Consider the following 26,510-nt stretch of genomic DNA (forward strand, 5'->3'; position numbering starts at 1 on the left):
GTCGGCATAGGGAGGCCGCCATGCCGCGCTTGTTGTTGTTGTTCCTTGCCCCGCTCCTATTGGCCTTCACTGCCGCCGACCCCGAACCGACGCGTGTCGATGGCCTGCACGTGCGCACAATCGGTCTTGAGGGCCGTGCGCCTGGCCAGCCTGTCGTGATCTTCGAGAACGGGTCGCTTTCCCCGCTCGAAAGCTGGGGTGATCTTCCCGACAAGGTCTCCGATGTAGCCCCCACTATCCAGTATGACCGCTCCCCGATCGGCCAATCGCTCTGGGACGGCAAGCCAGGCACGCCCGATCATGTCACCGCCCGCCTTCGCTCGCTACTGAAAGCGCTCGACGTCGCGCCGCCCTATATCCTCGTCGGCTGGTCATGGGGCGGCGACCTCGTGCGCTATCACGCCGGCGCGTTTGGCGACGATGTGGTCGGGATCGTCTATGTCGATCCTCCGGGCCAATCGCCCGCGGCCAGTGTTCGCGTGCTGGAAGCGATCGGGTTCGACAAGGCCACGCTCGATTGGGAACTCGACCATCTGAAAAGTGCCACGCGCGAACTCCCCAACGCGGGCGCCGACGTCACCCCGATCGACGACATGATCCGCAGTGGCCTCGAACCCGACTATGGCGAAGTGCCGGCCGTCCCGTCGGTCTTGCTGATCTCCGGCAAGCGAACGCCGCCGGGTCCGGAAGAAGCGGAGGATATTGGATTCGAACCTCCCTATGACTTCATGATCCACTGGGACGCCAAGCTGCGCGACAAGCTTGCGCGCTTGCCCGAATGGGTGATGGATCATCCCGACAGCCGGATGATCTTCCTTCCGGGCTCGGGCCACGCGATCCAGTACCAGAATCCCGACATCGTCCTCGACGCGGTGCGGCATGTCTATGACAGTGCGATGGACCACGAGCGCATCGCGAGCCTTGAACCGGAAAGCCCTTCCCCCTAAAGCCCCCCTCGGCGCGGAGCGGTGGCCGAGTGGTCGAAGGCGCACGCCTGGAAAGTGTGTATACGGTAACCCCGTATCGTGGGTTCGAATCCCACCCGCTCCGCCACGAAAAGGGCCGCCTCCAAGGGCGGCCCTTTTGCATTTCTGCGGGCACAACGGCTTCCGACGAGACCGGCCTTCACGCCGGCACCTTCGATCTCGATTAGGCTGAGACCACCACTGCGATCGCCATCCAGTCGGTCGAAGTGTGCGCCGAAATCGACCTGCCGCACGAGCGGCTGACGCGGCATGCGACGTACCGACGACTTGCCGAGGGATTCGTCGAGCCATGCAGCAAGCTCGATCCGCCCGATCGACCCGTCGCCGTCGCGATCGACCCGGGCGAAGCGCGCCGCGCGTTCCTCTTGTGTCGTCGCGACCGAAACGCCGGCCACCGCCCCGCCGAACACCAGGGCCCAGATCCACCAGGCGCTGGTATCGACCGCGAACTGGCCCGAGCACAGCTTGAAAGCGAGAAGCCCGGTTGGATAACTTACGCAATTCACGACCCAACAACGCTTGACCATGTTGGACAATTCAACACGCTGATTGTTTATGTGGGGCAAACCAAGAATTTCGCATCTCGCGTCAAGCGCAGATTGCGTGAGGCGGGTACGGCAACTCGGCGCCCAACTAGTTACGTCGAAGGCCTCATGTACGATATCATGCGGCGAGGTGGTGTTCCCAGATTTAGAGTGATTGAGCGCGCAAAGGATGCGATCGACTCATTCGTGTCGGAGACGAACTGGGCGCAGGATTATATCGCGCAAGGCTACCCTTTGCGAAACAAGTGGAAGAGCAGAGGCATCCCGGCGCGCCGATGACCCGACAGACCGTCCCTCAAAAATGGCTTTGGCGGCTGGCCGTTGAGGATGCGATCGAAGCTGGCTTCACGATAGAGGCACTCGATAAGGCTTCTGGCAAGAGTGTCAAAATCGATCTTTCGGCCGAGCGCTCAAAAGAAAAGCTCACAACCCGTAGAGGAAATTTGGAAATCCGGATGCGCGAGCTCGGCGCAGTCCCACTAATTCGCCTATGCCCTGGTGAATAGACATGTCTGCTGCGACACCAAGTAAGCGGACGGTCCGCTACCGGCCCAGAATCCGCCGCATCCGCGTGCGCCGATCTAGTGACGAAGCGCACCGCGAAGAGTCACTAGTTGACTGGCTCGTGAGGCACCTAGATAGCGACTAAATCTCGTTTGCTGAGGGACGAAATGAAGAAGGTTTTGGATTATCGCAAGCTTGCCAAGATCGCGCGGAATATCGCCGACGATATGCACGATCCGGTCGAAAGGGCTCGGCTGACAACACTGGCCGACGACTATGAACGAATGGCGCGGACTCGGGAATCTCAATTGAAACAAGGTAGTAGCGGCGAGAGCATTCCGAACGCGAGGAAGGGATAGAAAAACCTCCCGTGCTAGGGTTGCACGGGAGGCCACGGCTTCGACAACTACGCGTCGACCGTGTTTCGCTGATCTTCGAGTGCGCCTTGATCAGACGATGCACTCTCTCCGATCTCGATCTTTCTCGGCTTCATCGCTTCAGGGATCTCCCGTTTGAGCGAGATCGAAAGCAAGCCGTCGTGCATATCGGCGCCGCTGACCTGAACGTGGTCCGCCAGACCGAAGCGGCGTTCGAACGCGCGAGTAGCGATGCCACGATGGATGTAAGTTTCGTCCGTGTCGTCGGATTTCCTGCCCGAGACGATCAGCTGGTTCTGCTGGGCGGTGATCTCTAGTTCATCTCGAGAAAAGCCGGCCATCGCGATATCGATGCGATATTCATCGTCGCCGCATTTCACCAGATCGAAAGGCGGATATTTCTCGCCCGTTTCAGCCAGGTCATTCGTCTCAAGCATGTCGAAGAGACGATCGAAGCCCACCGTCGAACGACGGAATGGCGAGAAATCAAAAGCACTGCGCATCTTCTGTCCTCCTTAGTTGAGCAACTATGCGGGAGGTCACCCAAAAGAGGCGTGTCCAACCCGCGCCGTCTACTTTTGGCGACACAGATCTAGGAATCTTGAAATCGATTTCAAGGACGTTGAGCTGACCCGAAAAGGTAGGCACATCAACGAGATATCGCTTCTTCAGTGCGTTTGGGCGAAAGCATTGAGATCTGCGGAAACCGAGCCGCACCTGCCTCGTTATGCTGCACGGAAAAGGCATCAGTAAGGAGTACGCCATGACCTCAGCATTCAAATCCGTCGTTGATAGCACGTACGATTCGATCGAAGGCTACCGCCACGCCATCGAGAAGGCCGATGATCCGCAGATCAAAAGCGTTCTTCAGGAAAGACTGGAGCGTCGCGAGGGAACCCTCACTCGCCTCAACGCCGAACTTGTTCGTCAGGGCGAAAACCTGATCACCAAGGGCACGGCCACCGGGACCCTTCACCAGCTTTGGTTGGAAGTCGCGTCGTTGATCGAAGGCGGCGACAAAAGCGCCATCGAGCGTGTCAAAGAAGGCGAAGCCTACCTGGGCGCGAAGTATCGCAAGGCGTTGGAAAGCGACACTCTCGATCCCGACGAGGCGTCGACACTTCGCGACGTTCTTCCCGAGGTCGAGGAAGGCGAGAGGTTTGCCTCGCTAGCTGAAATTGCCTACGAATAATCCCCACGTCGCGTTGAGCATGGGTGCTATCGAGCACCCATGCTCTTTCCTTTCCGGCTAATAGTCCTCGACGATCTTTCTGATGGCCCGTTACGTTACGGGTCGTTCAACCGTCTGACCGAAGACATGGCATATTTCGCCGAGTCACCTTTGGCGAAAATGGATCGGATATTCTCTCATTTCGAGAGCATGCAAATTGCGCTCGCCGTCAGCTACGATTTCTCGCAGGTCCTGCGCGGCTTCCATGTCGATGGTCGTCTCGAGGATGCACGCTAGCTACTTGTCGGTCGCTCTTCGCTAAAGAGATAGCGCCACACGCCCCACGCATTGATGAGTAGCAGCACGCCGTTCATCACCGCAATGGGCGCGGCGTCGCTGGTGAGCCCCGAATATATCCACAAGACAGAGACGATACTGAAAAGTACGAACGCGTATCCTGTGGCCCTGCGACCAAGGTCAAACGCAATTAACGCCGCCGCGAAGATCGCACCGATCGAAGCGATCCACTCCAGAGTTCCTTCCAATTTATAACTCCACTTTACGCGTTTAACCGGCGAAATGCTGAAGGCTTCCGACTCACTCAGCCAACAACTTCCCTAGAACGCACCGATGTTGCCGTGGTGCCATGAGCGCTTCGGTTCGTTGGTCGTTGGCGGGCATTGATGCGTCGCTTTGGTTGAACAGCTCCTTTGATGGATGGTGACGCCAATAGCGGACGGCCCGTTGTCGGCCCAATTGCAGTAACGTTAAGCTTGCTGGTGTTGCAGTCTCTCAAGCAGCCGGGATTTCGAAGCTGTAATCTGTGAGAGATCGAATTCGTCGAGGTGACTGAGGAAGGCCTCGAGGGCGCCGGCCAGCGCTGGCTTCAGGCCGCACGCAGGTCTTGTCAGACTAACGTGGCAGCGATGCGCACCGGCTGTTAGCAGTGGGTGATGAGCCCTAGTTCGAGAGTGAATCCGCCAAGCCCGTTTCGTCGTTTCAATTCCTCCCCCGAGATCATCCGCCTCGCGGTGATGATGTACGTGAAGTACCCGTTGAGCCTCAGGAACGTGGAGGACCTGCTGTTCGAGCGCGGGATCGACATCTGTCATGAGACTGTGCGCTACTGGTGGAACCGGTTCGGACCGATGTTCGCCGGCGACATCCGCCGCCAGCGGGTGAACCGGATGCGCGGCTTCAAGCAGTGGAAGTGGCATCTCGACGAGATGGTCGTGAAGGTGAACGGCAAGCGTCGCTACTTGTGGCGTGCCGTCGACCACGAGGGCGAGGTTCTCGAGAGCTATGTCACGGTCGAGCGGGACAAGAAGGCCGCACTGCGGTTCATGAGGAAGACGCTCAAGCGTCACGGCCGGGCAGAGACGATCGTCACCGACGGGCTTCGCTCCTACAGCGCAGCGATGAGCGAGCTGGGCAATGTCGACCGCCAGGAGGTCGGTCGCCATCTCAACAACCGGGTGGAGAACAGCCACCTGCCGTTTCGACGACGGGAGAGGGCGATGCAGCGTTTCCGACAGATGAAGTCGCTGCAGATGTTCGCCAGCGTCCACGCCAACGTCCACAACCACTTCAACACCGAACGCCACCTCGTCGACCGCACCACCTACAAGCAGCGCCGCTCAGCCGCCCTGGCCGAGTGGCGTCAGCTCATGGGCTGACCTAACGCGTCAAAGACCGAGGTGCGCCCAATTGCAGGAAAGTGCGAATTAGTCTGACAGCACCGCGCCGCCGCATTTCGGTGTCGATTGTGTCAGCGCCCTTAATGCGCGTGGGGGTTCGCCATGTTCTCTTCGCGCTCGAGATAGTAGATGTCCCACAATTCCTTGCGCGTAAAGTGGAGGTGCGGGCGCAGTGCGAGCAGCGTCGCGCGGCCCAGTTCGCCCTCGATCTCGTGGAGGCGCCGCAGTTCCTCCTCGACGTCGGACGCGGGGGGTTTCATGTCGCCCTTGTGGTGCCGCTCGAGCAGGTGCTCGGCTGCCAGCACCAGCTTGATGTGCAGTTCGAGATATTCCTCGACATCCTTCTTCGCAAATTCGCCGAAGCGCTCTTCCACCTCGTCGAGGAAATGACCGAGGCTGCCGTCGACATAGTTGCCGCGCTTGAGGTCGTGGAGCATCCGCTCGTGCGCGGCGAAGTCGAACGCGATCCATTCGTCGATCGACTTCTCGTCGCGCTTCAGGAGCACCGAGAGCATCGCGGGCAGCGCCAGCATCATGATCAATGTCGCCATCATCGGGCGATCGCCGAGCAGGTTGTTGAACAGGCCGTGCGCCAGAATCGCCAGCGCGAGACCCGGGAAGAATTCGCGCAAGCCTGCCTTGTCGGCGCGCACCGACATTCCGTGGCTCATCGTCGCGAACACCATCGCGGTCGCGCCGTGCATGATCGCGGTGCCGAACCCGCGCACCGTCCACAGCGCGACATTCTCCTGGCCCAGGATGCCGAGATAGAAGAGGTTCTCGATCACCGCGAAACCGGTGCCCGCGGCGAAACCGATGATCGCCGCGTCGAACGCGAAGCCGACCCGGTCGGTGCGGATATACCAGGCGATCACCGCGACCTTGAGGATCTCCTCAACCACCGGCCCGCCGAAATGCGAGTAGGTGACATAGTCGATCGCGAATTTTTCCATCAGGAAGGTGTTGACGACATAGGCCATGAACGAGGCCGCCATGCCCGCCAGCATGACGGTAGCGACGGTCGACACGCGCACCAGCTTGAAGCTGTCGAAGGCGGTCAGCGCGCCAAGGAAGATCAGCACCGGCGCGCAGCCCAGGAGCGCCTTGATCGCCAGATCGAGGATCATGCCGAGCCTCCCGTCAACGAAGCGCCCCTACATGATCTTCAGGCTGACGAGAATCTCGTCGCTGTCGGGGCCGCTCTCGCGAAAGCCGTTTGCGTAGCCCAGCGAGAGCGTCATGTCCAAGCGGTGCGCCAGCGTGAAATGGAGATCGACCTGCGCCCCGAGGCTGTAGGCACGAAAATCGTCCTTGGAGCCGGGATCGACCCACAGCGCGCTGGCGAACAGCGATGGCGCGAGATAGCCGAGATAGAGGCTCGGCATGCCGACCTCGGCGAAACGCACCGGCGGCAGGTTGAACTCGGCGGTGGTCTTGACGAAGCTTTCCGCCGCCAGCTCGTCGATCTCGAAGCCGGGCAGGGTCGACATCGAGCGGTAGCGCCGCACCTCGCGGTCGTCGACGTAATTGTTCTTGAAGCCGCCGAAATAGAAGCTCGACAGCGGGCTCGCGTCGTCGCCGATCGCGACGCCCGCGGCGTTGTAGGTCCACAGCGAGCTGTTGGCCCAAGGCAGCGCGACTCCCGCATTGATCCCGCCGAACAACTTGGTCGAGGTGATCTTCGAGGCGTGGTCAACGTTGAGCCCGGCGTTCCACTGCCAGCCCTTCTCGTGATCGACCGCGCCGAGCGATTTTTGCGTGTTGGAATAATGGAGCTCGGCGGCGCCCGAGAGGATCTCGTTGAAGTCGGTGAACACGTTCTGGTTGGACGGCAGCCGGTCTAGCCCGGTGTAGAAGCCCACCTCCGCCTCGAGATCGAGCGTGCGCGGTTCGTCGAAGATCAGCGCCTTGCGATAGCCGAGCAGGAAGGCGTCGCCCTTGCGCGCACGCTTGGTCGGGCCGAACAGATCGTAGAAGTCGGCATAGTTGTGCCACCAGCGCGCCCACCAGGCGATGCCCTTGAAGTGGACGTCGGCGTGCAGTTTCTCCGCACCCGTGATGTCGCCGGTGAGCGAATAGCCGACCGTGATGTCGAGCTGGTTGAACTGCATCGGGTCGTCGAAATTGAAGTGGTAGCCGGCCGCCACCCCGTCCTTGTAGCCGAGCGTCACCGGATAGGCCGAGCCGAGCGCGATGCGCTCGCGCGGATGGTATTTCGACTGGCTGATCCCGAGGCTGTCGAGGTCGACCTTGGTCGGCGAGCCGACGCCCCAGGTCTCGAGCACCGGGTGCTTGCGCACGATCTCGGTGCCGAGGAAGCTGATCGAACTGACCTCCTCGAGGGGGACGGGGTCGATCTTCACCGGGGTGAAGCCCGCGCCGGTATATTCGAACACGATTAGCGAGCCGTCCGCCAGCGGCAACGGGCGGAAGAAACCGGTCTCGGCGTTCGACACGAATTCCACCTCGCCGGTCGCCACTTCCAGCCGGAAGATGTTCGAGACGCCGGTGAAATAGGTGTTGCCGTAGACGTAGCGGCCGTCGGGCGAGAAGGCCGCGCCCTCGGGGATGGCGAGGTTGGGCTTGTAGGTCGCGATCGGCTCGATCGTGCCCTCTTCGAGATCGGCGAGGCGGTAGACGTGCAGTTCCTGGTCGCCGGTCACCTGCCCGACCGTCGCCGCGAGAAGGGCGCCGTCGGGCGAGATGTCGAGATCGGAAAGGTCGCCGCCATAGGGCCAGGTGTGGACCTGCGTCCAAGCGGTGTAGGGCGGGTCCATCCGCACCAGTGTCGGATAGCCGTTGAGATGCCGGATGCCCCACATCGTCTTGTCGGCGGGATTGATCACCAGCTCGCCGATGCGCGAATCCTTGATCAGCATCCTCTCCCTGCCGGTGGCAAGGTCGATCTCGCGCACGTCGCGAAAAGCGTAGTTGTCGCTCGTGTAGTAGAGCTTGTCGGCATCGGGATCGAAGGCGAGCGAGGTCACCTTGTAGAGCATCGGCCCCTTGATGTCCTTGAGCCGCGTCGCCTCGCCTGTGGCCAGCGAGACTTCGCCGACGTGGGCGACGGTGCCGGGAAAGCGGAACGCGCCGATCAACGTGTCGCGGTCCGCATCGTAGAAGGCGCGGCTGACCGAGCCCATCGCGCGATCGACCAGCGGGCTCGTCGCGGTCAGCGGATGCTCGCGCACACGCTCCAGATTGGCATTCTGGAAGTCCTTCTCGAACGCGATCCAGTCGCGCCATACGTCGGTCAGCTTCTTGCCGAACACCTGACGGAACTGCGCCGAGTAATAGGCCTTGCTTCCTTCGTTGCGCGACAGCCACTCGACCAGCTTCTCGGGGCCGTACGTGTAGGCGAGGAAGTTCATGAAGCGGGTGCCGTAGAGATAGGCGTTCACCCCGCCCTGGAAGTCGACCTTGGTGCCCTCGGACACCAGCCCCAGCGCCGAATAGAACTTGGCGTCGTCGCGCGTCATCGCGCGGAACACCATCTCGTCGTAGGCACCCTGCGCGCGCCCCAGCCCGCCGGCCATCCAGGTCTCGACGAACACCGCCGAGCCCTCGAGATACCAGCGCGGGACGTTGACGCGCGGGGTGGCGAGGATCGAATAGAGGATCGTCTCGGGATGCTCCTGCTCAGGCATCGGCTTGCCGAAGAAGATCTTTCGCCACTTGTCGTCGCTCTCGTTCCATACGTCCATCGTGGCGACGTGGACGAGCTCGTGGTTCATAAGCGAGTAGACGCGTTCGGAAGCAGTGAACGTCTCGAAGGTCCGCGAGAGCGGCGCCACGTCGATCATCAGCGCGTTGTTGGGGGCCGAGCGCGCCGCCGCGTTGCCGTAGTCGCCGAAATCCTTGAGCAGGACGGTGGTCGAGTCGTCCCACGGCTCCCAGTCGAACAGCTTCTTCTGGAACTGGTAGCTGTTGTAGAAGCTGCGCGTGACGTGCGGCGTCAGGTAGGTCTGCGGCGGATCGAAATAGAGAAGGTCGAGATCCTCCGAGCTCTGCTCGTCCATCTCGAAGCCCTGCGCTGCGGCCTGGCCTGCGAGCGCGGTGGTAGCCAGGGCCATTGCAAGCAATCGGCGCATATTCACCCCCCGTTATTAACGCAAAGCTACGCCTAACTGCGGTTAATGAAAAGGGGCCGCCCTTTCGGGCGACCCCTTCTTCCCTCGGTCGCGTCTGGCGTCCTAGCGGGCCATCGCCTCGGCGAGCTGGCCGCTGCGGGCCATCGCGGCGAAGTTCGCGTCGCGGGCCAGTGCGCGGAAGTTGGCGTCGCGGGCCATCGCGCCGAACGCCTCGGGATGCCGTGCGAGCACCTTGAACGCGTCGGCATTGCGGGCGAGCACGCCGAACGCGTCGGCATTGCGGGCCATCGCCTTGAACGCATCGGCGTTACGCGCGAGCGTGCTCATCGCACCGGCGTCGCGGGCCAGCGCACCGAACGCATCGGCGCTGCGGGCGAGACCGGCAAACGCATTGGCGTCGCGGGCCAGCACCTTGAACGCGTCGGCATTCATCGCCAGCGCCTTGAAGGCATTGGCATCGAAGGCGCGCATGAACGCATCGGCGCTGAACGCGTCGGCATTGCGGGCGAGCACCGAGAAGGCGTCCGCGTTGCGGGCCAGGGTGCTCATCGCACTCGCGTCGCGGGCCAGCGCGTCGAACGCGTCGGCGTTGCGGGCCATGGCGTCGAACGCACGGGCGTTGGCAGCATCGGCGGCGAACGCCATCGGGTTCTTGGCATAGCCTTCGAACGCACGCGGATTGGCAGCCATCGCGCGGAAGGCGACCGGATGACGTGCGAGCGCGGCGAAGCCTTCGGCGTTGCGGGCGAGACCCGCCATCGCGTCGGCATTGCGGGCCAGCGCCTTGAACGCGTCGGCGTTCATCGCCAGCGCCTTGAACGCATCCGCGCTCATCGCACGCGCAGCGGCGTCGGCCGGGAACGCGTCGGCGTTGCGGGCCATCGCTTCGAACGCTTCGGGATGACGCGCAAGGGCGGTGAAGGCCTCGGGGGCCGCAGCCATCGCATCGATCGCACGCGAGTTGGCGGCGAGCGCGGCGAAATTGGGATCGGCGGCCAGTGCGCGGAACGCGGGGTCCTTGACCATCAGCTCGAACGCGTCGGTCTGCATGACCTGCGCGATCTGCTCGTCGCCCAGCTGGACGTCTTCGCTGTTGATCTGGTTGGAACGATAGCGATCGGCGCCGCTGATGGTGCCGACGGCTTCCTTCGAGTCGTACGGCATGTTGTCGACGACCGTGTACACGCCGCCTGCGGCCAGAATGAGCCCGCCGGCGATCGCGAAGGTCTTGAACTGCTTGGTCATGTTTGGTCTCCCGTCAAACTTGATGGAAGGGGTTTGCGCCGTTCGCTCGCCAAAGTCCTTTTGTGATGCTTGTTAATTTCTTATGGATTCCTTAAACCATGATTGCATTGGAAAATTCGGCTTCCAATTAACGTGGATCAGGTCGAGTCTTCCATCGAGGGACACCGAAATGGGGGAGGTGGACCGATCGAGACCAAGGCTGACACGACCGTCTGCGCCGCCCCGTTCCGGCTGGGCGACGTCCGCGTCCTGCCCGCGCGCAACCTGCTGGTCGCGGGCGAGGCGAAGGTCGTCGTCGAACCCAAGATGATGGACCTCCTCTGCGTGCTCGCCGCGCATCCGCGCGAGGTCGAGACGCGCGACGAGCTGATCCACGAAACCTGGCACGTCGATTATGGCGGCGACGAGAGCCTCAGCCGTGCCATCTCGCTCCTGCGCAAGGCCTTCCGCGATCTCGGTATCGAGGACCAGGTCATCGAGACCATTCCCCGCCGCGGCTATCGGCTGCTGGTCGATCCCGAACCCGAGGCCGATACGCCCGACGAGCCTGCGCCCACGCTCCGCCGCGCACCGGCGACCGCGTCCGCACCGCAGCGGCGATGGTGGCCGATCGCCGTCGTCCTCGTCGTCGGTATCGTGGCCGCCGCGCTCCTCCTGCGCCCGTCACTTGTCGGCGGCATCCCCGTCACGGACGCGAGCGCGGTCGCGGTGCTGCCCTTCTCTCCCGGCAAGGGCGAGGATGACGGGTTCGCCGACAGCCTCGCCGAGGGGGTCGTCGCCCGTCTTGCCACGCTCCCCGACCTGCGCGTTCCCGCGATGCTCTCGGGGGAGACGGTGCCCGCCACGCAGGCCGAGCTCGAACAGCTGGGCAGGCGGCTCGGCGTGTCGCATCTCCTGTCCGGTTCGGTCCGGCGGCAGGACGACCGCATTCGCGTGACCGCGCAGCTCATCTCGGTCGAGGACGGCGACCGGGTCTGGGCGCAGACCTTCGAAAATGACGACAGCGACCCCTTCGCCGCGCAGGACCGGATGGCCGAACAGATCGTCGCCGCGATCGAGGACGTCGTCCAGGGCAGCATTGCCCGCCCGCCGGCCGACGCGGGAACCGAAAGCCGCGCGGCGTGGCGCGCCTATCGCGAGGGACGCCGGGCGCTCTCGCAGCGCGGCCCCGACCTCGCCCGGGCGATCGAGCGGTTCGAGGAAGCGGTCGCTGCCGACCCGGACTTCGCTCAAGCGCTCGCCGCGCTTGCCAGCGCGCATGCCTTTTCCGCCGCCGACCTCCACGTCCGTCCCGAGATCGCCGACAGCCGCGCCGGCTCGTTCGCGCGGCGCGCGTTGGCGATCGACGACGGGCTGGCCGAACCGCACGCCGCGCTCGGACGGGTCGCCTGCAGCCAGGGGCGGTGGGAGGACGCGATCGCGAGCTTCGATACCGCACTCGCGCGCGATCCGGACAATGCGCTGGCGCTGACCGGCAAAGCCGAAGCGCTGCTCCACCTCGGCTATGCCCGCAAGGCGCGCGAGACTGCCGAGCGGGCGATCCGGGCCGATCCGCGCGACGCGCTCGCCCGGCAGGTCGCCGGCCAAGCCGCGCAGGCCTCGGGCGCGCTGTCCGACGCCGACCGCGAGTTCCGCGCAGCGCAGTCGATGGGCCACGGACCCGCCGATCTCGGCCGCGCGCTGCTGCTCGCCCAGTCGGGGGAGGCGGACAAGGCGGCCAGCCTGATGGCGACCGCCTTCGTGCACGACCAGATGATCACCGAAGCGCAAGCCGAAGGCGCGGCGGCGACCTTTGCGCGGATCATGACGCGCAAGGCCGATCCGGAAAGCGCGCTGCGCCCCTACCCGGTGCTGGCCGACGACCCCGGCATCCGCGCGATGGCCTTCCTTCTCGCGGGACGGCGGCGCGAAGCTCTCGATCTTCTGCGCGAGGACCATGCCGCGCTGCCGCTCCTGTGGGCGAACCTTGACCCGGCGCTTCTTTCCAGCCCTGAATTCGAGACCTTCGCGAGCGAGACCAAGCTCGCCGATTACTGGCAACGGCACGGCTATCCCGACCGGCTCGCGCAGGCGAGGCGCGCCGCGGCGCCTTGACGCGGGCACGCGTCGTGCCATTGCTGGGGCGAACGAAGGGGCGCCACATGATCGACTTTCTCATCGCCGACAGCGGGCTTGCCAGCGATCTCCTCGCGCGTACCGCGAGCACCGCGCGTGTGCAGGGCATCGTCCAGCTGAGCCTCGCGCCCGTCTTCCTGCTCGCCGCGATCGCCGCAGTCCTCAACGTCATGAACGCGCGGCTCATCTGGATCGTCGAGCGGGTCGAGCGGCTCGAGCGGCGCGAGGAAGAAGGGCGTCCCAGCCGCGAGGTCGAGGAACTGCCCGCGCTCCACCGCCGCCAGCACTTCGCGCAGGTCGCGATCAACCTTGCGACTGCGGGCGCGTTGTGCATCTGCGTCGTCGTCGCGCTTCTGTTCGTGTCCGCCTTCATCAAGCCGGCCATCGGAACGTGGGTCGCCATCCTGTGGATCGGAGCGATGACCCTGGTGTTCGGCTCGCTTTTCTTCTTCCTGCGCGAGACCCAACTCGCCACCAGTTCGATCCGCGAGCGCCGCAAATTGTCGCGCGAGATCCGCGAACGCGAAGACGAGGTCGCCGCGGAAGACTGACCCGCCAGCCGAGGTGCGGTCCCGGGCCCTCCCGGCCTGTGCTATGCTGGAACGTGCCGATCGCCTGTTCCGCGTTCAGACCGGGAGACCGACCATGGACTTGATCATCTGCGCCCTGCTCTGGTTCGCAGCCATCTCCGCCGGGATCATGGCGGGCGTCTATTTCACCTTTTCGGTGTTCGTGATGCGCTCGCTCGATGCGCTGGACGGCACGAGAGGCATGGCCGCGATGCAGTCGATCAACCGCGTCATCCTGAAATCCGCCTTCCTGCCGCTTTTCTTCCTGAGCAGCCTCGCCTGTGCCGCGCTGGTCGTCGTCGCCCTGCTCGATCTTTCCGCGACCGGGGCCACGGAGATGCTGGCGGGCGCCGCGATCTATGTGGTGGGTATGTTCATCGTCACGGCAGCGGGGAACGTCCCGCTCAACAACCGGCTGGAGGCGACCGACGCGAGCGGCACCGACGCGCCGGCCATGTGGTCCCACTACATGAGCAAGTGGACCGCGCTCAATCACATTCGGACGATTGCCTGCACCGCCAGCGCCGCGCTGCTCACCCTGGCACTGATCGCGCGCTAGACGCCCGCGAGCTTCCTGAGCGCGTCGACGAACACCTCCGGCACGTCCTCCTGGCAGAAATGCCCGCCGCCCTCGACGATGCGGTGCGGCTGCCCCGCGGCTCCCGGTACCGCTTTGCGGAAATACGCGTCTCCGCCCCTCGTGATCGGATCCTGGTCGGTGAACAGGGTCAGGAACGGCCTGTCGAACCGCGCCAGCCCCTTCCACGCTTTGAGATTATCGATCGCGCCGGGGTCGTCCTCGGCGATCGGGACCAGCTGCGGGAAGGCGCGCGCGCCTGCCTTGTGCGCCTCGTCCGGGAAGGGCGCGTCGTAGGCTGCGACCTCTGCGTCCGACAAATCGCGCACGCTCGCGCGCTGGAGCAACGGGCCGATGCGGAAGTCGGGGCTGGTCCGCGCGAATTCGCGCCACGCGAGGAACGCGTCGGACGGCTTCTTTCCCTTGCCGATCGGCAGGAAGGTGTTCGACGCCACCACGAAGGCGAACCGTGCAGGATCGAGCCCCACGAGCCTGAGCCCCAACAACCCGCCCCAGTCCTGGCAGAACAGCCCGATGTCGCGCAGCGCCAGCGCATCGAGAAACTGCCGCAGCCAGTCGGCGTGGCGCGCATAGCTGTAGAAGGCGATGTCGCCCGGCTTGTCCGACTTGCCGAAGCCGAGAAGGTCGGGCGCGACCACGCGGCATCCCGCCTCGGCAAGCGGCGGGATCATGTGGCGATAGAGGTAGGACCAGCTCGGCTCGCCATGAAGCAGCAGCACGACAGGCCCGTCCCGCGGTCCCTCGTCGACATAATGCTGGCGCGCGCTACGCCCCTCGCCGACGTCGATGTCGAGATAGTGCGGCGCGAACGGATAGTCGGGCAGTCCCTCGAATCGCTCCTCGGGGGTACGCAGGATCTCCATCGTCCACTCCTTCTCGCCGTGCGATGTGCAATCGCCGTTCCCAATCGCCGTACGACTGGTCTAGGCAGGCATAGCAATCAGCGAAGGATAGCAACATGGCCCTTGCCCCCGACGTCGCCACCAGCACCGATCCGCAGCCGATCGGGGAAGAAAAGGCGCCGGTCGACGCGCCGGGTCTCAACTATTTCGTCTTCGCGCTGTTCTTCATCTTCGGCGGCATCACCAGCCTCAACGACGTGCTGATCCCCAAGCTGAAGGAGCTGTTCACGCTCAACTACACGCAGGCCGCCGCGATCCAGTTCTGCTTTTTCACCGCCTATCTCCTGATCGGCATCCCGGGCGCGAAGCTGGTCAAGAAAATCGGCTACATGCGCGGCGCGGTCGCGGGGCTGCTGACCATGATGGTCGGCTGCCTCCTATTCATCCCCGCCTCGCAGACCGCGACCTACGGAATCTTCCTGTTCGCGCTATTCGTGCTGGCGAGCGGGGTGGTCATCGTCCAGGTCGTCGCCAACCCGTTGATCAGCCTGCTCGGCCCACCGAGCACCGCGCACAGCCGCCTGACCTTCGCGCAGGCGTTCAACTCGCTCGGCACGACCGTCTTCCCGATCGTCGGCTCGATCCTCATTCTCGGCAGTCTCGCCAGCGTCTCGGCAAGCGAATTGCAGGGCGCCGAACTGACCGCCTACCGCCAGGCCGAAACCGAAGCGATCTGGCAGGGCTATCTCGGCCTCGCGGTCGCCATCGCCTTGGTCGCCGCCGCCGTATTCGCCTTCCGCAACCGCCTGAAAGGCGAGCAGCACGAGCCGTCGAGCGGCATTGCCGGCTTCGACCTGCTGCGCCGCACTCGCTTCGGCTACGGCGCGCTGTGTATCTTCCTCTACGTCGGCGCGGAGGTCGCGATCGGCTCCTTCCTCGTCAACTATCTCGGGCAGGAGCGCACGCTCGGCCTCGCCGAACAGGATGCGGGCAAATTGCTCGGCATCTATTGGGGCGGCGCGATGGTCGGCCGCTTCATCGGTTCGGGCCTCCTGCGCATGTTCAGCCCGGGCAAGATCCTCGCCTTCAACGCGGCAGGCGCGATCCTCCTCATCCTGGTCAGCGCAAGCACGACCGGTGCGATCGCGGGCTACAGCCTGCTTGCCGTCGGCCTGATGAACTCGATCATGTTCCCGACCATCTTCTCACTCGCCTGCGAGAAACTGGGCGCGCGCGCGGCGGACGGGTCGGGCATCATTAACATCGCCATCTTCGGCGGCGCGGTCATTCCGGTGCTGTTCGGGATCGTCGCGGACGTCACCGGCAGCCTCGCCACCGCGCTGATGCTGCCCGCGCTCTGCTACGCGGTGATCGCGGGCTTCGGCGTCTACGCGCGGCGCCCGGCAGTCGCCTGACCGTCGCCAAGGCCGCGCAAAGGCGCTAGGGCACGCTCGATGAAGACGCTTGCCGCCAACGACGCCGAGACGCGCTGGAGCCCGTCCTCGTGGCGTACGCACCGCGCGGACCAGCAGCCGGCCTATACCGATGACGATGCGCTCGCTTCGGTCGAGGCGCGGCTCGCCGCCGCCGCTGCGATCGTCGATCCCGCCGAGTGCGCGGCGCTTCGCGAGGCCATGGCCGAGGTCGCGCGCGGCGAGGCGTTCCTGCTCCAGGGCGGCGACTGCGCCGAGAATTTCGACGACGCGATCGCCGAGCGTGTCGCCAGCCTGTCTGCCCTGTTCGACCGGATGGACGCCGCCATCGCACCATCGCTCGACGTCCCGCTGGTCCATGTCGCGCGCATCGGCGGCCAGTTCGCCAAGCCCCGCTCGGCCCCGATCGAGAAACGCGGCAGCGTCGAGCTGCCCGCCTATCGCGGCGACATCATCAACGGGTTCGGCTTTTCCGCGCACGACCGCCGACCCGACCCCGAGCGGATGATGCGCGCGCACCTCCAGTCGGTCGGCACCGCCGCCACGCTGGCCGCCGCGCGCGCCGGGCGCGATCCCGTCTTTACCAGCCATGAAGGTCTCCTGCTTCCCTACGAGGAAGCGCTCACCCGCCGCGACGAGGCCGGGCGCTGGTGGGCGACCTCGGGCCATATGCTGTGGCTCGGCTATCGCACCAACGCGCTCGACGGCGCGCATGTCGACTATCTGTCGGGCATCGAGAATGTCGTCGGCATCAAGTGCGGCCCGGGTCTCGAACCCGACCAACTCCTCGCGCTCGCCGAGAAGCTCGATCCCGCCAACCGCGCGGGCAAGCTCGTCTTCATCGCCCGCTTCGGCGCCAGCCAGGTCCGCGAGCAACTGCCCGCCCTGATGCGCGCCACCAAGGCGGCCGGGCTCAAGGGCGCGTGGACGGTCGACCCGATGCACGGCAACACCGAGAAAGCGGGCGAGCGCAAGCTGCGCCGCTACGCCGCCATCGTGTCGGAAATCGCCAGCTTCATCGCCATCGCGCGCGCCGAGGGCATCCATGCCGGCGGCCTCCACCTTGAAATGAGCGCCGAGGACGTCACCGAGTGCCTCGGCGGCGGCGGGCCCGAGACGGTCGAGGAAATGGGCCGCGCCTACCGCACCAGCTGCGATCCGCGGTTGAACGCCCGCCAGGCCGTCGCGCTCGCCGAAACCGTCGCGGCCCTGCTGTGAGCCGCCTCGTCGCCTCGCCCTCGCCTGGGTTCGGCGGCACCGCCACGCTGCCCGGCGACAAGTCGGTCAGCCACCGCGCGCTGATCCTTGCCGCCATGGCCGAAGGCGAAAGCCGCCTCACCGGCCTCGCCGACAATGAAGACGTCGCGCGGACCCGCGCCGCGGTCGAAGCGTTGGGCGCGAATATCGTCGAGGACGGTGACGCGCTGCAAGTCACGGGCCGTGTCTGGACCTCGCCCGACGCGCCCATCGACTGCGGCAATAGCGGCACCACCGCGCGCCTCCTGATGGGCGCCTGCGCCGGGGTCGACGGCCTTGCCGCCACGCTGACCGGCGACGCCTCGCTGTCGGCGCGTCCGATGAAGCGGGTGACCGAGCCCCTGTCGCGCATGGGCGCGCGTTTCGAGGGCGGCGACACGCTCCCGATCACCGTCCACGGCGCGCGGCTTGGCGGGATCGACCATGAAGGCCGCATTCCGTCCGCGCAGGTCAAGTCGGCGATCCTCCTCGCAGGACTGCGCAGCGGCGGCCCGGTGCGCGTGGTCGAACCTTTTTCGAGCCGCGATCATACCGAGGTGATGCTCGCCCAGTTCGGGGTCGAGGGCGCAATCGAGGAAGTAGTCAAAGGCATGGCGGTCTCGCTCGGTGAACGGCGCTCGCTGACCCCGACCGACATTACCATCCCCGGCGATCCCAGCAGCGCGGCCTTCCTTTGGGCGGCGGCTGCCGTCGTCGAAGGAGGCGAGGTCACCACGCCGGGCATCTGCGTCAACGCGACCCGCACCGGCTTCCTCGAGGCATTGGACGCGATGGGCGCCGACGTGCGGCTCGACAACGAGCGACTGCAGTCGGGCGAACCGGTTGCCGACGTGACCGTGCGACACCGCCGCCTGACCCCGATCGAATGGGGCCCCGACCATGTCGCCGCGACCATCGACGAGCTCCCGCTGCTCGCCATCTGCGCCGCTTTCGCCGAGGGCGAGACCCTGCTCGAAGGCCTCGGCGAACTGCGCGTCAAGGAAAGCGACCGGCTCGGCGCGGTCGCCGCAGGCCTCGCCGCCAACGGCGTCAGCGTGTTTCCCACCGGCGATGCCTTGCGCATCCTCGGGCGGCATCGCGTGCGCGGCGGCGGCACGGTCGCGACCGCGGGCGACCACCGCATCGCGATGGGTTTCCTCGTCCTGGGCCTGGCCGCCGACAACCCCGTCACCATCGACGACGGCAGCGGTATCGCGACCAGCTTTCCGGCCTTCGTCGAGACGATGCGCGCGCTCGGCGCCACCATCGAGGAGCCCGCATGAGCGTCAACAGTTTCGGCCACCTGTTCCGCCTGTCGACCTGGGGCGAGAGCCACGGTCCCGCCATCGGCTGCATGATCGACGGCTGCCCCCCGGGGCTCGCCCTCGACGAGGCGCACGTCCAGCGCTTCCTCGACGCGCGCCGCCCGGGCACCGGCCCCAACGTCTCGCCGCGCCAGGAGCCCGACACGGTCCGCATCTTCTCCGGGGTCTACGAGGGCCGCACCACCGGCACGCCGATCGCGATGACGATCGACAATGTCGATGCGCGGCCGAAGGATTATCCGGAAGACGCGCCCTACCGCCCGGGCCATGCCGACCAAGCTTACGATGCCAAATACGGCCACCGCGACCCGCGCGGCGGCGGTCGTGCCTCGGCGCGCGAGACCGCGATGCGCGTGTCCGGCGGCGCGGTCGCGCGGCTCGTCATCCCCGAGGTCACGATCGAGGCGCGCCTCGTCGAGATGGGCGGTGAGACCGACGCATCACGCTGGGACACGATGCTCGACGACGCGCGCCGCGAGGGCGACAGCCTGGGCGGCATCGTCGAATGCGCCGCGACCGGCGTGCCGGCCGGCTGGGGCGCGCCCGTCTATGCTAAGCTCGATGCCGCGCTCGCCGGCGCGATGCTCTCCATCCCCGCGACCAAGGGCGTCGAGATCGGCGCGGGCTTCGCCGCCGCGCGGATGAAGGGCAGCGACGCGCGCGACGCGATGACCCCGGGCTCGAACGGCATAGAATTTGCCAGCAACCATGCAGGCGGCACGGCGGGCGGCATCTCGACCGGCCAGCCGCTTATCGTCCGCGTCGCCTTCAAGCCGACCAGTTCGATCCGTTCGCCCGTCGCCTCGGTCACCCCCGATGGCAAGGCAGCGGAGGCGTCGACGAGTGGCCGGCACGACCCGTGCGTTGCGCTACGCGGTGCGCCAGTGGTCGAGGCGATGATGGCGCTGGTGCTGGCCGACCAGAAACTGCTTCACCGCGCCCAGACCGGGAGATGAGATGCTGTTGACGTTGATGGCCCTGTTGGCCGCCGAACCCGATGCCGAGGCGCTCGCACTCGGCCGCGAACTTTCCGAACTGTCCACCCTCGGCACGATGATGCCGATCATGGAAATGGCCGAGACCGAGGCGCTGGTCGCCGAGCATCCAGAGCTTGACGACGCCGAACGCGCCGAACTGCGCGCAGTCGCGCACGAGACGTATCTCGCCAACCGAGACGCCATGCTCGACGCGGACGCGCGCGCCCATGCCGAGATCCTCTCGAAGGACGACATGCGCGTTCTCGTCACCTTCGCGAGGACCGGCCCCGCGATGCGGTTGCGTGCGGCCAGCGGCTCGATCGCCGCGCGCACGATGGAGATCGCAGGCGAGATCGATTTCAAGCAGGCAGTGCGCGCCGAATATTGCGTGCGCAGTGGCAAGCTGTGCGAGGAAGCGCCCGCGCCCGCTCAGTGACACTTGAAGCGGTCGAACGGTTCGAGGCAGGCATTGCACTGCCACTGCGCCTTGCACGGCGTTGAACCGAAACGGCTAATTTCCTTTGTATCCAAAGAACCACATCGTGGGCACTCGACATCCCTGGCCGGGTCGGGCGGAGCGATGCCGTAGGCCTTGAGCTTGGCCTTGCCTTCCTCGCTGATCATGTCGGTCGACCAGGGCGGGAACAGCCGCGTGTCGATGACGACATCGCGATAGCCCGCCGCATCGAGCGCGGCGCGGATCGACTGCTCGATCGCCACCGTCGCGGGGCAGCCGGAATAGGTCGGCGTGATTACCACCACGCCTTCTTCGATCCCGCGCACGATACCCAGGTCGAGCACCGAGACCACCGGGATCTCGGGGTCCGGCACCTCGGCCAGCACCTTGAGGATGCCGGCCTCGTCCATCACACGCCCTCGATCGCGAGCGCGATGCCCTGGCCCACCCCGATGCACATGGTCGCGAGCGCCTTGCCGCCCCCGCGCCGCGCCAGCTCCTCGGTCGCGGTCAGCGCCAGCCGCGCGCCCGACATGCCGAGCGGGTGGCCGAGCGCGATCGCGCCGCCATTGGGGTTCACGTGCTCGGCGTCGTCGGGCAGGCCGAGTTCGCGTAGCACGGCAAGCCCCTGCGCCGCGAACGCCTCGTTCAATTCGACGACCGCGAAATCGTCGATGTGCAGCCCCAGCCGCTCCATCAATTTGGCCGAGGCGGGCGCGGGGCCGATGCCCATGATGCGCGGCGGAACGCCGGCCACCGCACCGCCCAGCACGCGGGCGCGCGGGGTCAGCCCGTGGCGTTTGACCGCCTCCTCCGACGCGACGATCAACGCCGCCGCCCCGTCGTTGACCCCCGACGCGTTGCCGGCGGTCACGGTCCCGTCGGGCTTCACGATCGGCCGCAGTCCCGCCAACACCTCGAGGCTCGACAGGCGCGGATGCTCGTCCTTGTCGACGACGATCGGATCGCCCCTGCGCTGCGGGATCGACACCGCGACGATCTCGGCCGCGAGCCGTCCGTTCTCCTGCGCCCGCGCCGCGCGCACCTGGCTTTCGTGCGCCATCTTGTCCTGGTCCTCGCGACTGATGCCATATTCCTCGGCGACGTTCTCGGCCGTCTCGGGCATCGAATCGATCCCGTATTCGGCCTGCATCCTTTTGTTGACGAAGCGCCAGCCGATGGTCGTGTCGTAGACCGTATTGTTGCGCGAAAAGGCGCTGTCGGCCTTGGGCATCACGAACGGCGCGCGGGTCATGCTCTCGACCCCGCCCGCGACGATCAGGTCCGCCTCGCCCGCCTTGATCGCGCGCGCCGCCATCGCGACGCAATCGAGCCCCGACCCGCACAGCCGGTTGACCGTCGTGCCCGGTGCGCTTTCGCCCAGCCCCGCCAGCAGGGCCGCCATGCGCGCCACGTTGCGATTGTCCTCGCCCGCCTGGTTGGCGCAGCCCATGATCACGTCGTCGAGCATCGACCAGTCGACGCCCTCGTTGCGCTGGCGCAGCGCGGCGAGCGGCACTGCGGCCAGGTCGTCGGCGCGCACCTGGGACAGCGCGCCCCCGAACCGGCCGATCGGGGTACGGATCGCGTCGCAGATAAAGGCGTCTCTCATCATCGCTCCTTGGCGGGAAAAGGTCTCGCGCGCCTGTTGCGCTGAATGACGGGCCTTTTCAACCCGGCGGCAGGCGCGATAGGCTCCATTCCATGAATAAGCCCGCCCACTGGACCGAGGAAGACGGCGCCCTCACGCGCAGCTTCACCTTCGCCGATTTCTCGGAGGCCTTCGCCTTCCTCACCCGCGTCGCGATGGTCGCGGAAAAGATGGACCACCACCCCGAATTCACCAGCGTGTGGAACCGGGTAGACTTCCGCCTCACCAGCCACGATGCGGGCGGCATCACCGAGCGCGACATCAGGCTCGCGCACGAGATCGACGCGCTCGCCAAAGCGTAGGCCAGCCGACATTCAGGCTTGCGTCATCCGCGTTTTCGCATATTGTGCAGTGCAATGAACGTTTCGACCGCTCTTCTCCGTACCGCCATCTCGGCCGCCTACGCCGCGCCGATGTATCGCCGTACGTGGAAAATCCGGGCGGTGGAGACGCGTTAGACTAGCAAGCTAGAACCAACCCATTCCACCGCCCGCCCGGCCCTCCGCCTGGCGGGTTTTTTTGTTGTGCCAAGAAGGAGAAGCGTGATGTTCCAGTCCAAGGTCGCCGCAGCACCCGCCCAGAGCGGATGGCAGCGCCATGTCGTGCCCGAGGGCTGGGGCCGCTACACTATGCGCGACCACGACACCTGGAACCGCCTCTACGATCGCCAGGTCGCCTTGCTCGAGGATCGCATCGTCTCGCCCTTCTTCACCGGCTTGAAGCGCCTCGACATGCAGGCGCCGATGATCCCGAAGCTCAAGATGCTGTCGGGGCGGCTCGACCTGATCAGCGGCTGGCGGCTGGTGCCGGTGGCGGGGATCGTCCCCGATGCCGACTTCTTCGCGATGCTGTCCGAACGGGTCTTCCCGGTCGGAAACTTCATCCGCGACGGGGACCAGCTCGACTATCTCGAGGAACCCGACTGCTTCCACGACATCTTCGGCCACGTGCCGCTGCTCGCCTACCAGCCGGTCGCGCGGCTGATGGAAGCGCTCGGGCGGCTCGGCGTCGCGGCCTGCGCCAGCGGACACGGCGAGACCATCGCCCGCCTTTACTGGCACACGGTCGAGTTCGGGCTGGCCGAGGAGCGCGGCAAGACCCGCATCCTCGGCGCCGGCCTCGCCTCGAGCTTCGGCGAAGCGGTGCATGCGCTCGAAGCCGACGTGCCGCGGCCGCGCTTCGAAGTCGAGGCGGCGGCGGCGACCGCCTACCGCTCGGACTGCTTCCAGCCGCTCTACTTCGTGTCGGGTTCGCTCGAGGAAGCGACCGCCGCGCTCGAGGGGCTGACCCTCGCGAAACTGCAGGCGCTTGGAAGCTGACGGGATGGCCGCTATGGCGCTAGCGCATGGCGGCCAAACCCGAATATCGCACCGGCTCCGATCCGCGCACCCTGCGCGATGCGCTCGGCTGTTTCGCGACCGGCGTGACGGTGGTCACCTGCATCGACGGTGACGGCCAGCCGGTCGGGCTCACCGCCAACAGCTTCACCAGCGTCTCGCTCGACCCGCCGCTGCTGCTCGTGTGTGTTGCCAAGGCGGCGGCCAGCGCATCGCCGCTGTCGAGCGCCGAGCATTTCGCGGTCAATGTGCTCCAGACCGAGCAGCGTCCCGCCTCGATCACCTTCTCGACCCGCGTCGAGGACCGCTTCGGCCAGACCGACTGGGAGGAAGGCGAGTTCGGCGCGCCGGTGCTGATGGATTCGCTATCCGTGTTCGAATGTGCCCGCCACGCGATGCACGACGCGGGCGACCATTTCATCCTCGTCGGTAAAGTGAAGAAGGCGACCTTCGAGGCCGGGCTCGACCCGCTCCTCTATTTCCGCGGCCGCTATCGCCGCCTCCATTTCGACTAGGGCCGCGAGAGCCAGAACCCTGCGAAACAGGCGCCGAGCGAGAGCAGCAGCGTCGCCGCGACATAGGCGAAGGCGGTCCCCGCCTGCCCGCGCTGCCACAGGGTCAGCGCATCGAGGCTGAAGGCCGAAAAGGTCGTGAACCCGCCCAGGAGCCCGGTCACGAAAAACAGCTTGGCAGGCTGCCCGACGCCTTCGAGCGCGCCGATCGCCAGCCCGATGACGAGGCTGCCGACGACGTTGACCGCGAGCGTGCCGATCGGAAAGCCCAGCCCGAACCAGGCAAGCGTCCACTTGCCGACCAGCCAGCGCAGCACCGCGCCCAGCCCGCCGCCGAAAAAGACGATCAGCGCATGGGTCACTCCCCGCCGCCCGGCGCGTGGTAGGGGCCCATGATGCGGTGGTGGATTCGCACCGCGACGAAGCCGACGATCGCGCCCACGGCCGAGGCGCCCAGCGCGTTGATCAGCCATTCGAGCCAGCCCTGTCCGCCCGACCATGCGTGCGCGACATGATGAAGCCGCTCGGGGATGACGGTCAGGAAGTGGAGATCCTCGAGGCCATGGACGAGGATGCCGCCCCCGACCCACAGCATCGCGGCAGTGCCGATGACGCTGAGCGACTTGAGAAGCTTGGGCACGAAACGGACCAGTCCTTCGCCGAAGCGCGCGATCAATCCGTCATGCTCGCGCGCGAGGTGAAGCCCGATATCGTCGAGCTTCACGATAATCGCGACAGTCCCGTAGACACCGACCGTCACCGCCACCGCGACCAGCGCCAGCGCGAGGCCCTGCTGCCACCACACGTAATCGGGGATCTGGCTCAAGGCGATCGCCATGATCTCGGCCGACAGGATGAAATCGGTACGGATCGCGCCCTTGACCTGCCGCGCCTCGAGTTCCTCGGGCGTGTCGGCCTCCATCAACGTCTCTTCGGCATGCGGATCGTGGCTGATCGCCTCGAGGATCTTCTCGACCGCCTCGAAGGCGAGATAGGTGCCGCCCATCATCAGGATCGGCGTGATCGCCCACGGCGCGAAGCGACTGAGCAACAGCGCGATGGGGAGCAGGAAGACGAGCTTGTTGCGCAGCGAGCCCAGCGTGATCTTGCCGATGATCGGCAGTTCGCGCGCCGGGCTCAGGCCCATCATGTACTTGGGCGTCACCGCGGCATCGTCGATGACGACGCCTGCAGTCTTCGTGCCTGCGCGTCCTGCGGCGGCAGCGACGTCGTCGACCGAAGCTGATGCAAGCCGCGCGATCGCGGCGACATCGTCGAGAAGGGCAGTCAATCCTGAAGGCAAGCGAATTCCCCTGTTGTTGCGCGGGCTAGGCCTAGGACAAGACGCGTCGCGTGCCAAATCGTGCCGTCAGCGTCGCTCCACCTTCACCCGCGCCCCGCTGCCGAGGATGCCGTAGAGCGAGGCCGCCTGGACATCCTTCTTGAGCGTGGCGGCGAGAAACAGGTCGGCCCAGGTCTTCACGGTCGGTGCCGCCTCGCCAGTCATGCGGACGAGGTCGTGCGCCCCGCCCTCGACGACCAGCAACGTCTTGTCTCCGGCGGGCGATCCGTCGAAGGCCATGCGGTGATCGCGCCAGTCGGCAACGAAACCCGGCACCACGTCCTGCGTCCCCGTCACCAGCAACAGCGGCCCGTCGAGCCCGGCATAGGCGTCGGCGTCGAGCAGCGGCGGCAAGCGCCCCGCAGTGGAGAAAGCGAGCACGCCCGCGACCGGCGGCCCGTCGAGCGCGGGCATCGCCTTGGTCTTCCCTCCGCCGCCGAGCAGCGACAGGAAACTCCCGAAACTATGCCCCGCCAGCACCACCGGCACGCCCGGGTGCCGCTCGGCAATCATCGCGCGCGCGGCCTGGAGGTCGGTGACCCGCGCGATGAAACCGGTCTGCATGGTGAACGCGTCGCGCTGCGGGTGGACCCGGCTGTCGACATTGACGGGCGCGTAGACGGTGTAGCCCTGCCCCGCCCAGTGTTCGAGCAGCGCCTCATAGCGCGCCGGATCCGCCCCGTGCCCATGGCCGAACAGGATGATTCCGGCAGGCGTTTCCCCCTGGGCATCCCATACGAGAAGGTCGAGCGCACGGTCCTCGACCGCCACCGTGTCGGTGCGATCGGGCGCCGCCAGTGCGGGCTGCGAAACGAAGAGAGAAGCGAACGCGAGGATCAGCAAACGCAGGGCAGGCACGAAACGAGGCTCCGGACAATTTGGGGTGCAGCTTCCAATAGCCGCTACTGCTCCCTTGCCAACCCCCGCCATTATGCGCGAGGGAGCGGCGCATGCCGTCCATGGATTTCATCAATCCATCACCGCCGATGCGACAAGCGCAACTAATGAGAAGATCGCGACTTCGACCGCGGTCGACGGCTCGCGTTTAGGGCAGCGTGTCGTACACCATGTTCGTCAGTTCGATCGGCGCAGCCCCTGAAACACGTTCGTAGCTTTCGGAAAAACCGCCGACATTGAAAGCGATCCGGCTACCGTTTGGTGCCCGGCCTTCGCCACCCATGGAGCAGATGTACCCCGCTGCCTCCGAATTTTGATAGTCGCTACGATTGTCGACTTTGATCGTCAGGGTTCCTTCGAAATTTCCATTGGTAATCGGCTGATCGACATATGCCCGACCGATCAAGTGCGAGAGGGACGTGTATGGCGGTCCATACGGTGTCATCTGACTGGACACGTAGCACTCGACACGGATCCGGTTGAGCCAGGTCATGTTTTCGATACGGACGGGCACGTCAAAAATGAAATCCGCGGCCTGCGCGGGCATCGGGACGGCAATGAAGGCAGCGACAACAATCGAAACGAAGCGAATGATGGTCATGG

At 65.6% G+C, this 26,510-nt stretch carries 30 protein-coding genes and 1 tRNA gene; 19 read left to right on the top strand and 12 right to left on the bottom strand.

The features are described from left to right. Nucleotides 1–20: 20 nt before the first annotated feature. From NNY25_RS00435 to NNY25_RS00455, 5 genes are all read left to right on the top strand, one after another. Nucleotides 21–947: an alpha/beta fold hydrolase gene (locus NNY25_RS00435; RefSeq protein ID WP_265569390.1), complete on the top strand. Its 927-nt coding sequence runs from the start codon at nucleotides 21–23 to the stop codon at nucleotides 945–947. A gap of 15 nt (nucleotides 948–962) precedes the next feature. Beyond that, nucleotides 963–1,053, top strand: a tRNA-Ser gene (locus tag NNY25_RS00440). A 139-nt stretch (nucleotides 1,054–1,192) separates the two neighbouring features. After that, nucleotides 1,193–1,810 carry a hypothetical protein gene (locus NNY25_RS00445; protein ID WP_265569391.1) on the top strand — a complete coding sequence of 206 codons (618 nt, stop codon included), beginning with the start codon at nucleotides 1,193–1,195 and terminating at the stop codon, nucleotides 1,808–1,810. Beyond that, nucleotides 1,807–2,037: a hypothetical protein gene (locus tag NNY25_RS00450; protein WP_265569392.1), complete on the top strand. Its 231-nt coding sequence runs from the start codon at nucleotides 1,807–1,809 to the stop codon at nucleotides 2,035–2,037. Before NNY25_RS00445 ends, NNY25_RS00450 begins: the two co-directional genes overlap by 4 nt. 165 nt (nucleotides 2,038–2,202) lie before the next feature. Beyond that, complete coding sequence (locus tag NNY25_RS00455; RefSeq protein WP_265569393.1) at nucleotides 2,203–2,394, top strand: hypothetical protein; 192 nt, start codon at nucleotides 2,203–2,205, stop codon at nucleotides 2,392–2,394. A gap of 47 nt (nucleotides 2,395–2,441) precedes the next feature. Here NNY25_RS00455 and NNY25_RS00460 read toward each other — a convergent pair whose 3' ends face one another. Next, nucleotides 2,442–2,915: an Hsp20 family protein gene (locus tag NNY25_RS00460; protein WP_265569394.1), complete on the bottom strand. Its 474-nt coding sequence runs from the start codon at nucleotides 2,913–2,915 to the stop codon at nucleotides 2,442–2,444. Between the two features lie 260 nt (nucleotides 2,916–3,175). Here NNY25_RS00460 and NNY25_RS00465 point away from each other — a divergent pair, with 260 nt between their 5' ends. Both NNY25_RS00465 and NNY25_RS00470 read left to right on the top strand, forming a co-directional pair. Further along, entirely contained in the window at nucleotides 3,176–3,604 is a 429-nt protein-coding gene (locus tag NNY25_RS00465; RefSeq protein WP_265569395.1) for a PA2169 family four-helix-bundle protein, read from the top strand. Between the two features lie 39 nt (nucleotides 3,605–3,643). Continuing rightward, entirely contained in the window at nucleotides 3,644–3,880 is a 237-nt protein-coding gene (locus tag NNY25_RS00470; RefSeq protein WP_265569396.1) for a hypothetical protein, read from the top strand. Here NNY25_RS00470 and NNY25_RS00475 read toward each other — a convergent pair. Continuing rightward, nucleotides 3,877–4,128: a hypothetical protein gene (locus NNY25_RS00475; RefSeq protein WP_265569397.1), complete on the bottom strand. Its 252-nt coding sequence runs from the start codon at nucleotides 4,126–4,128 to the stop codon at nucleotides 3,877–3,879. The genes NNY25_RS00470 and NNY25_RS00475 overlap by 4 nt on opposite strands. 408 nt (nucleotides 4,129–4,536) lie before the next feature. On the opposite strand from NNY25_RS00475, the gene NNY25_RS00480 reads away from it, so the two are divergent. Next, nucleotides 4,537–5,259 carry an IS6 family transposase gene (locus tag NNY25_RS00480; RefSeq protein WP_265569398.1) on the top strand — a complete coding sequence of 241 codons (723 nt, stop codon included), beginning with the start codon at nucleotides 4,537–4,539 and terminating at the stop codon, nucleotides 5,257–5,259. A gap of 101 nt (nucleotides 5,260–5,360) precedes the next feature. Here the strand turns inward: NNY25_RS00480 and NNY25_RS00485 are convergent, their stop codons facing one another. The 3 genes from NNY25_RS00485 to NNY25_RS00495 form a co-directional block, all read right to left on the bottom strand. Further along, nucleotides 5,361–6,407, bottom strand: a complete 1,047-nt coding sequence (locus NNY25_RS00485; RefSeq protein ID WP_265569399.1) for a PrsW family glutamic-type intramembrane protease — start codon at nucleotides 6,405–6,407, stop codon at nucleotides 5,361–5,363. A gap of 27 nt (nucleotides 6,408–6,434) precedes the next feature. After that, a complete protein-coding gene (locus NNY25_RS00490) occupies nucleotides 6,435–9,353 on the bottom strand; it encodes a TolB-like translocation protein (protein WP_265569400.1) in 2,919 nt (972 codons plus the stop codon). 120 nt (nucleotides 9,354–9,473) lie between these two features. Continuing rightward, entirely contained in the window at nucleotides 9,474–10,616 is a 1,143-nt protein-coding gene (locus tag NNY25_RS00495) for a hypothetical protein (protein ID WP_265569401.1), read from the bottom strand. A 132-nt stretch (nucleotides 10,617–10,748) separates the two neighbouring features. Here NNY25_RS00495 and NNY25_RS00500 point away from each other — a divergent pair, with 132 nt between their 5' ends. From NNY25_RS00500 to NNY25_RS00510, 3 genes are all read left to right on the top strand, one after another. Further along, nucleotides 10,749–12,710, top strand: coding sequence for a winged helix-turn-helix domain-containing protein (locus tag NNY25_RS00500; protein ID WP_265569402.1), 1,962 nt, complete (start codon nucleotides 10,749–10,751; stop codon nucleotides 12,708–12,710). Between the two features lie 47 nt (nucleotides 12,711–12,757). Continuing rightward, the gene (locus tag NNY25_RS00505) at nucleotides 12,758–13,282 is read left to right on the top strand and encodes a DUF2721 domain-containing protein (RefSeq protein WP_265569403.1); all 525 of its coding nucleotides are present in this window, start codon (nucleotides 12,758–12,760) and stop codon (nucleotides 13,280–13,282) included. A gap of 94 nt (nucleotides 13,283–13,376) precedes the next feature. Beyond that, nucleotides 13,377–13,859: an anthrone oxygenase family protein gene (locus NNY25_RS00510; protein WP_265569404.1), complete on the top strand. Its 483-nt coding sequence runs from the start codon at nucleotides 13,377–13,379 to the stop codon at nucleotides 13,857–13,859. Here NNY25_RS00510 and NNY25_RS00515 read toward each other — a convergent pair. Further along, the gene (locus tag NNY25_RS00515) at nucleotides 13,856–14,761 is read right to left on the bottom strand and encodes a haloalkane dehalogenase (RefSeq protein ID WP_265569405.1); all 906 of its coding nucleotides are present in this window, start codon (nucleotides 14,759–14,761) and stop codon (nucleotides 13,856–13,858) included. The two genes, NNY25_RS00510 and NNY25_RS00515, sit on opposite strands and share 4 nt — an antisense overlap. Nucleotides 14,762–14,856: 95 nt before the next feature. On the opposite strand from NNY25_RS00515, the gene NNY25_RS00520 reads away from it, so the two are divergent. The 5 genes from NNY25_RS00520 to NNY25_RS00540 are packed head-to-tail and all read left to right on the top strand — an operon-like array spanning nucleotide 14,857 to nucleotide 20,147. Further along, complete coding sequence (locus tag NNY25_RS00520) at nucleotides 14,857–16,155, top strand: sugar MFS transporter (RefSeq protein ID WP_265569406.1); 1,299 nt, start codon at nucleotides 14,857–14,859, stop codon at nucleotides 16,153–16,155. A gap of 39 nt (nucleotides 16,156–16,194) precedes the next feature. Next, nucleotides 16,195–17,391 (top strand): 3-deoxy-7-phosphoheptulonate synthase, encoded by a 1,197-nt coding sequence (locus NNY25_RS00525; protein ID WP_265569407.1) that lies wholly within the window; start codon nucleotides 16,195–16,197, stop codon nucleotides 17,389–17,391. Continuing rightward, nucleotides 17,388–18,692: a 3-phosphoshikimate 1-carboxyvinyltransferase gene (gene aroA / locus NNY25_RS00530; protein WP_265569408.1), complete on the top strand. Its 1,305-nt coding sequence runs from the start codon at nucleotides 17,388–17,390 to the stop codon at nucleotides 18,690–18,692. Before NNY25_RS00525 ends, aroA begins: the two co-directional genes overlap by 4 nt. Next, complete coding sequence (locus tag NNY25_RS00535; RefSeq protein ID WP_265569409.1) at nucleotides 18,689–19,690, top strand: chorismate synthase; 1,002 nt, start codon at nucleotides 18,689–18,691, stop codon at nucleotides 19,688–19,690. Before aroA ends, NNY25_RS00535 begins: the two co-directional genes overlap by 4 nt. Nucleotide 19,691: 1 nt before the next feature. Beyond that, nucleotides 19,692–20,147: a hypothetical protein gene (locus NNY25_RS00540; RefSeq protein ID WP_265569410.1), complete on the top strand. Its 456-nt coding sequence runs from the start codon at nucleotides 19,692–19,694 to the stop codon at nucleotides 20,145–20,147. Here NNY25_RS00540 and paaD read toward each other — a convergent pair. Beyond that, entirely contained in the window at nucleotides 20,141–20,578 is a 438-nt protein-coding gene (paaD, locus tag NNY25_RS00545; RefSeq protein ID WP_265569411.1) for a 1,2-phenylacetyl-CoA epoxidase subunit PaaD, read from the bottom strand. The genes NNY25_RS00540 and paaD overlap by 7 nt on opposite strands. After that, nucleotides 20,578–21,780, bottom strand: a complete 1,203-nt coding sequence (gene pcaF / locus NNY25_RS00550) for a 3-oxoadipyl-CoA thiolase (protein ID WP_265569412.1) — start codon at nucleotides 21,778–21,780, stop codon at nucleotides 20,578–20,580. The genes paaD and pcaF overlap by 1 nt, the downstream gene beginning before the upstream one ends. A gap of 92 nt (nucleotides 21,781–21,872) precedes the next feature. On the opposite strand from pcaF, the gene NNY25_RS00555 reads away from it, so the two are divergent. From NNY25_RS00555 to NNY25_RS00565, 3 genes are all read left to right on the top strand, one after another. Continuing rightward, entirely contained in the window at nucleotides 21,873–22,121 is a 249-nt protein-coding gene (locus NNY25_RS00555; RefSeq protein WP_265569414.1) for a 4a-hydroxytetrahydrobiopterin dehydratase, read from the top strand. A 243-nt stretch (nucleotides 22,122–22,364) separates the two neighbouring features. Continuing rightward, a complete protein-coding gene (locus tag NNY25_RS00560) occupies nucleotides 22,365–23,138 on the top strand; it encodes a phenylalanine 4-monooxygenase (protein ID WP_265569415.1) in 774 nt (257 codons plus the stop codon). A gap of 26 nt (nucleotides 23,139–23,164) precedes the next feature. Next, nucleotides 23,165–23,671 (top strand): flavin reductase family protein, encoded by a 507-nt coding sequence (locus tag NNY25_RS00565; protein ID WP_265569416.1) that lies wholly within the window; start codon nucleotides 23,165–23,167, stop codon nucleotides 23,669–23,671. Here the strand turns inward: NNY25_RS00565 and crcB are convergent. From crcB to NNY25_RS00585, 4 genes are all read right to left on the bottom strand, one after another. Next, on the bottom strand, nucleotides 23,668–24,030 hold the full coding sequence (gene crcB / locus NNY25_RS00570; protein ID WP_265569417.1) for a fluoride efflux transporter CrcB: 363 nt from the start codon (nucleotides 24,028–24,030) through the stop codon (nucleotides 23,668–23,670). The two genes, NNY25_RS00565 and crcB, sit on opposite strands and share 4 nt — an antisense overlap. Beyond that, complete coding sequence (locus NNY25_RS00575) at nucleotides 24,027–24,971, bottom strand: DUF808 domain-containing protein (RefSeq protein ID WP_265569418.1); 945 nt, start codon at nucleotides 24,969–24,971, stop codon at nucleotides 24,027–24,029. The genes crcB and NNY25_RS00575 overlap by 4 nt, the downstream gene beginning before the upstream one ends. Nucleotides 24,972–25,037: 66 nt before the next feature. Then, entirely contained in the window at nucleotides 25,038–25,868 is an 831-nt protein-coding gene (locus tag NNY25_RS00580) for an alpha/beta hydrolase family protein (protein WP_265569419.1), read from the bottom strand. Between the two features lie 187 nt (nucleotides 25,869–26,055). Next, the gene (locus NNY25_RS00585; RefSeq protein ID WP_265569420.1) at nucleotides 26,056–26,508 is read right to left on the bottom strand and encodes a hypothetical protein; all 453 of its coding nucleotides are present in this window, start codon (nucleotides 26,506–26,508) and stop codon (nucleotides 26,056–26,058) included. Between the last annotated feature and the right edge of the window lie 2 nt (nucleotides 26,509–26,510).

This window comes from Sphingomicrobium nitratireducens (assembly GCF_026157035.1).
Taxonomy (GTDB): domain Bacteria; phylum Pseudomonadota; class Alphaproteobacteria; order Sphingomonadales; family Sphingomonadaceae; genus Sphingomicrobium; species Sphingomicrobium nitratireducens.

Coding starts and splice junctions, on each gene's coding strand:
- NNY25_RS00435 (WP_265569390.1), top strand. CDS start 21: ATGCCGCGCTTGTTGTTGTTGTTCCTTGCCCCGCTCCTATTGGCCTTC.
- NNY25_RS00450 (WP_265569392.1), top strand. CDS start 1,807: ATGACCCGACAGACCGTCCCTCAAAAATGGCTTTGGCGGCTGGCCGTT.
- NNY25_RS00455 (WP_265569393.1), top strand. CDS start 2,203: ATGAAGAAGGTTTTGGATTATCGCAAGCTTGCCAAGATCGCGCGGAAT.
- NNY25_RS00460 (WP_265569394.1), bottom strand. CDS start 2,915: ATGCGCAGTGCTTTTGATTTCTCGCCATTCCGTCGTTCGACGGTGGGC.
- NNY25_RS00465 (WP_265569395.1), top strand. CDS start 3,176: ATGACCTCAGCATTCAAATCCGTCGTTGATAGCACGTACGATTCGATC.
- NNY25_RS00470 (WP_265569396.1), top strand. CDS start 3,644: ATGCTCTTTCCTTTCCGGCTAATAGTCCTCGACGATCTTTCTGATGGC.
- NNY25_RS00480 (WP_265569398.1), top strand. CDS start 4,537: ATGAGCCCTAGTTCGAGAGTGAATCCGCCAAGCCCGTTTCGTCGTTTC.
- NNY25_RS00485 (WP_265569399.1), bottom strand. CDS start 6,407: ATGATCCTCGATCTGGCGATCAAGGCGCTCCTGGGCTGCGCGCCGGTG.
- NNY25_RS00490 (WP_265569400.1), bottom strand. CDS start 9,353: ATGGCCCTGGCTACCACCGCGCTCGCAGGCCAGGCCGCAGCGCAGGGC.
- NNY25_RS00495 (WP_265569401.1), bottom strand. CDS start 10,616: ATGACCAAGCAGTTCAAGACCTTCGCGATCGCCGGCGGGCTCATTCTG.
- NNY25_RS00505 (WP_265569403.1), top strand. CDS start 12,758: ATGATCGACTTTCTCATCGCCGACAGCGGGCTTGCCAGCGATCTCCTC.
- NNY25_RS00510 (WP_265569404.1), top strand. CDS start 13,377: ATGGACTTGATCATCTGCGCCCTGCTCTGGTTCGCAGCCATCTCCGCC.
- NNY25_RS00515 (WP_265569405.1), bottom strand. CDS start 14,761: ATGGAGATCCTGCGTACCCCCGAGGAGCGATTCGAGGGACTGCCCGAC.
- NNY25_RS00520 (WP_265569406.1), top strand. CDS start 14,857: ATGGCCCTTGCCCCCGACGTCGCCACCAGCACCGATCCGCAGCCGATC.
- NNY25_RS00525 (WP_265569407.1), top strand. CDS start 16,195: ATGAAGACGCTTGCCGCCAACGACGCCGAGACGCGCTGGAGCCCGTCC.
- NNY25_RS00535 (WP_265569409.1), top strand. CDS start 18,689: ATGAGCGTCAACAGTTTCGGCCACCTGTTCCGCCTGTCGACCTGGGGC.
- NNY25_RS00540 (WP_265569410.1), top strand. CDS start 19,692: ATGCTGTTGACGTTGATGGCCCTGTTGGCCGCCGAACCCGATGCCGAG.
- paaD (WP_265569411.1), bottom strand. CDS start 20,578: ATGGACGAGGCCGGCATCCTCAAGGTGCTGGCCGAGGTGCCGGACCCC.
- pcaF (WP_265569412.1), bottom strand. CDS start 21,780: ATGAGAGACGCCTTTATCTGCGACGCGATCCGTACCCCGATCGGCCGG.
- NNY25_RS00555 (WP_265569414.1), top strand. CDS start 21,873: ATGAATAAGCCCGCCCACTGGACCGAGGAAGACGGCGCCCTCACGCGC.
- NNY25_RS00560 (WP_265569415.1), top strand. CDS start 22,365: ATGTTCCAGTCCAAGGTCGCCGCAGCACCCGCCCAGAGCGGATGGCAG.
- NNY25_RS00565 (WP_265569416.1), top strand. CDS start 23,165: ATGGCGGCCAAACCCGAATATCGCACCGGCTCCGATCCGCGCACCCTG.
- NNY25_RS00585 (WP_265569420.1), bottom strand. CDS start 26,508: ATGACCATCATTCGCTTCGTTTCGATTGTTGTCGCTGCCTTCATTGCC.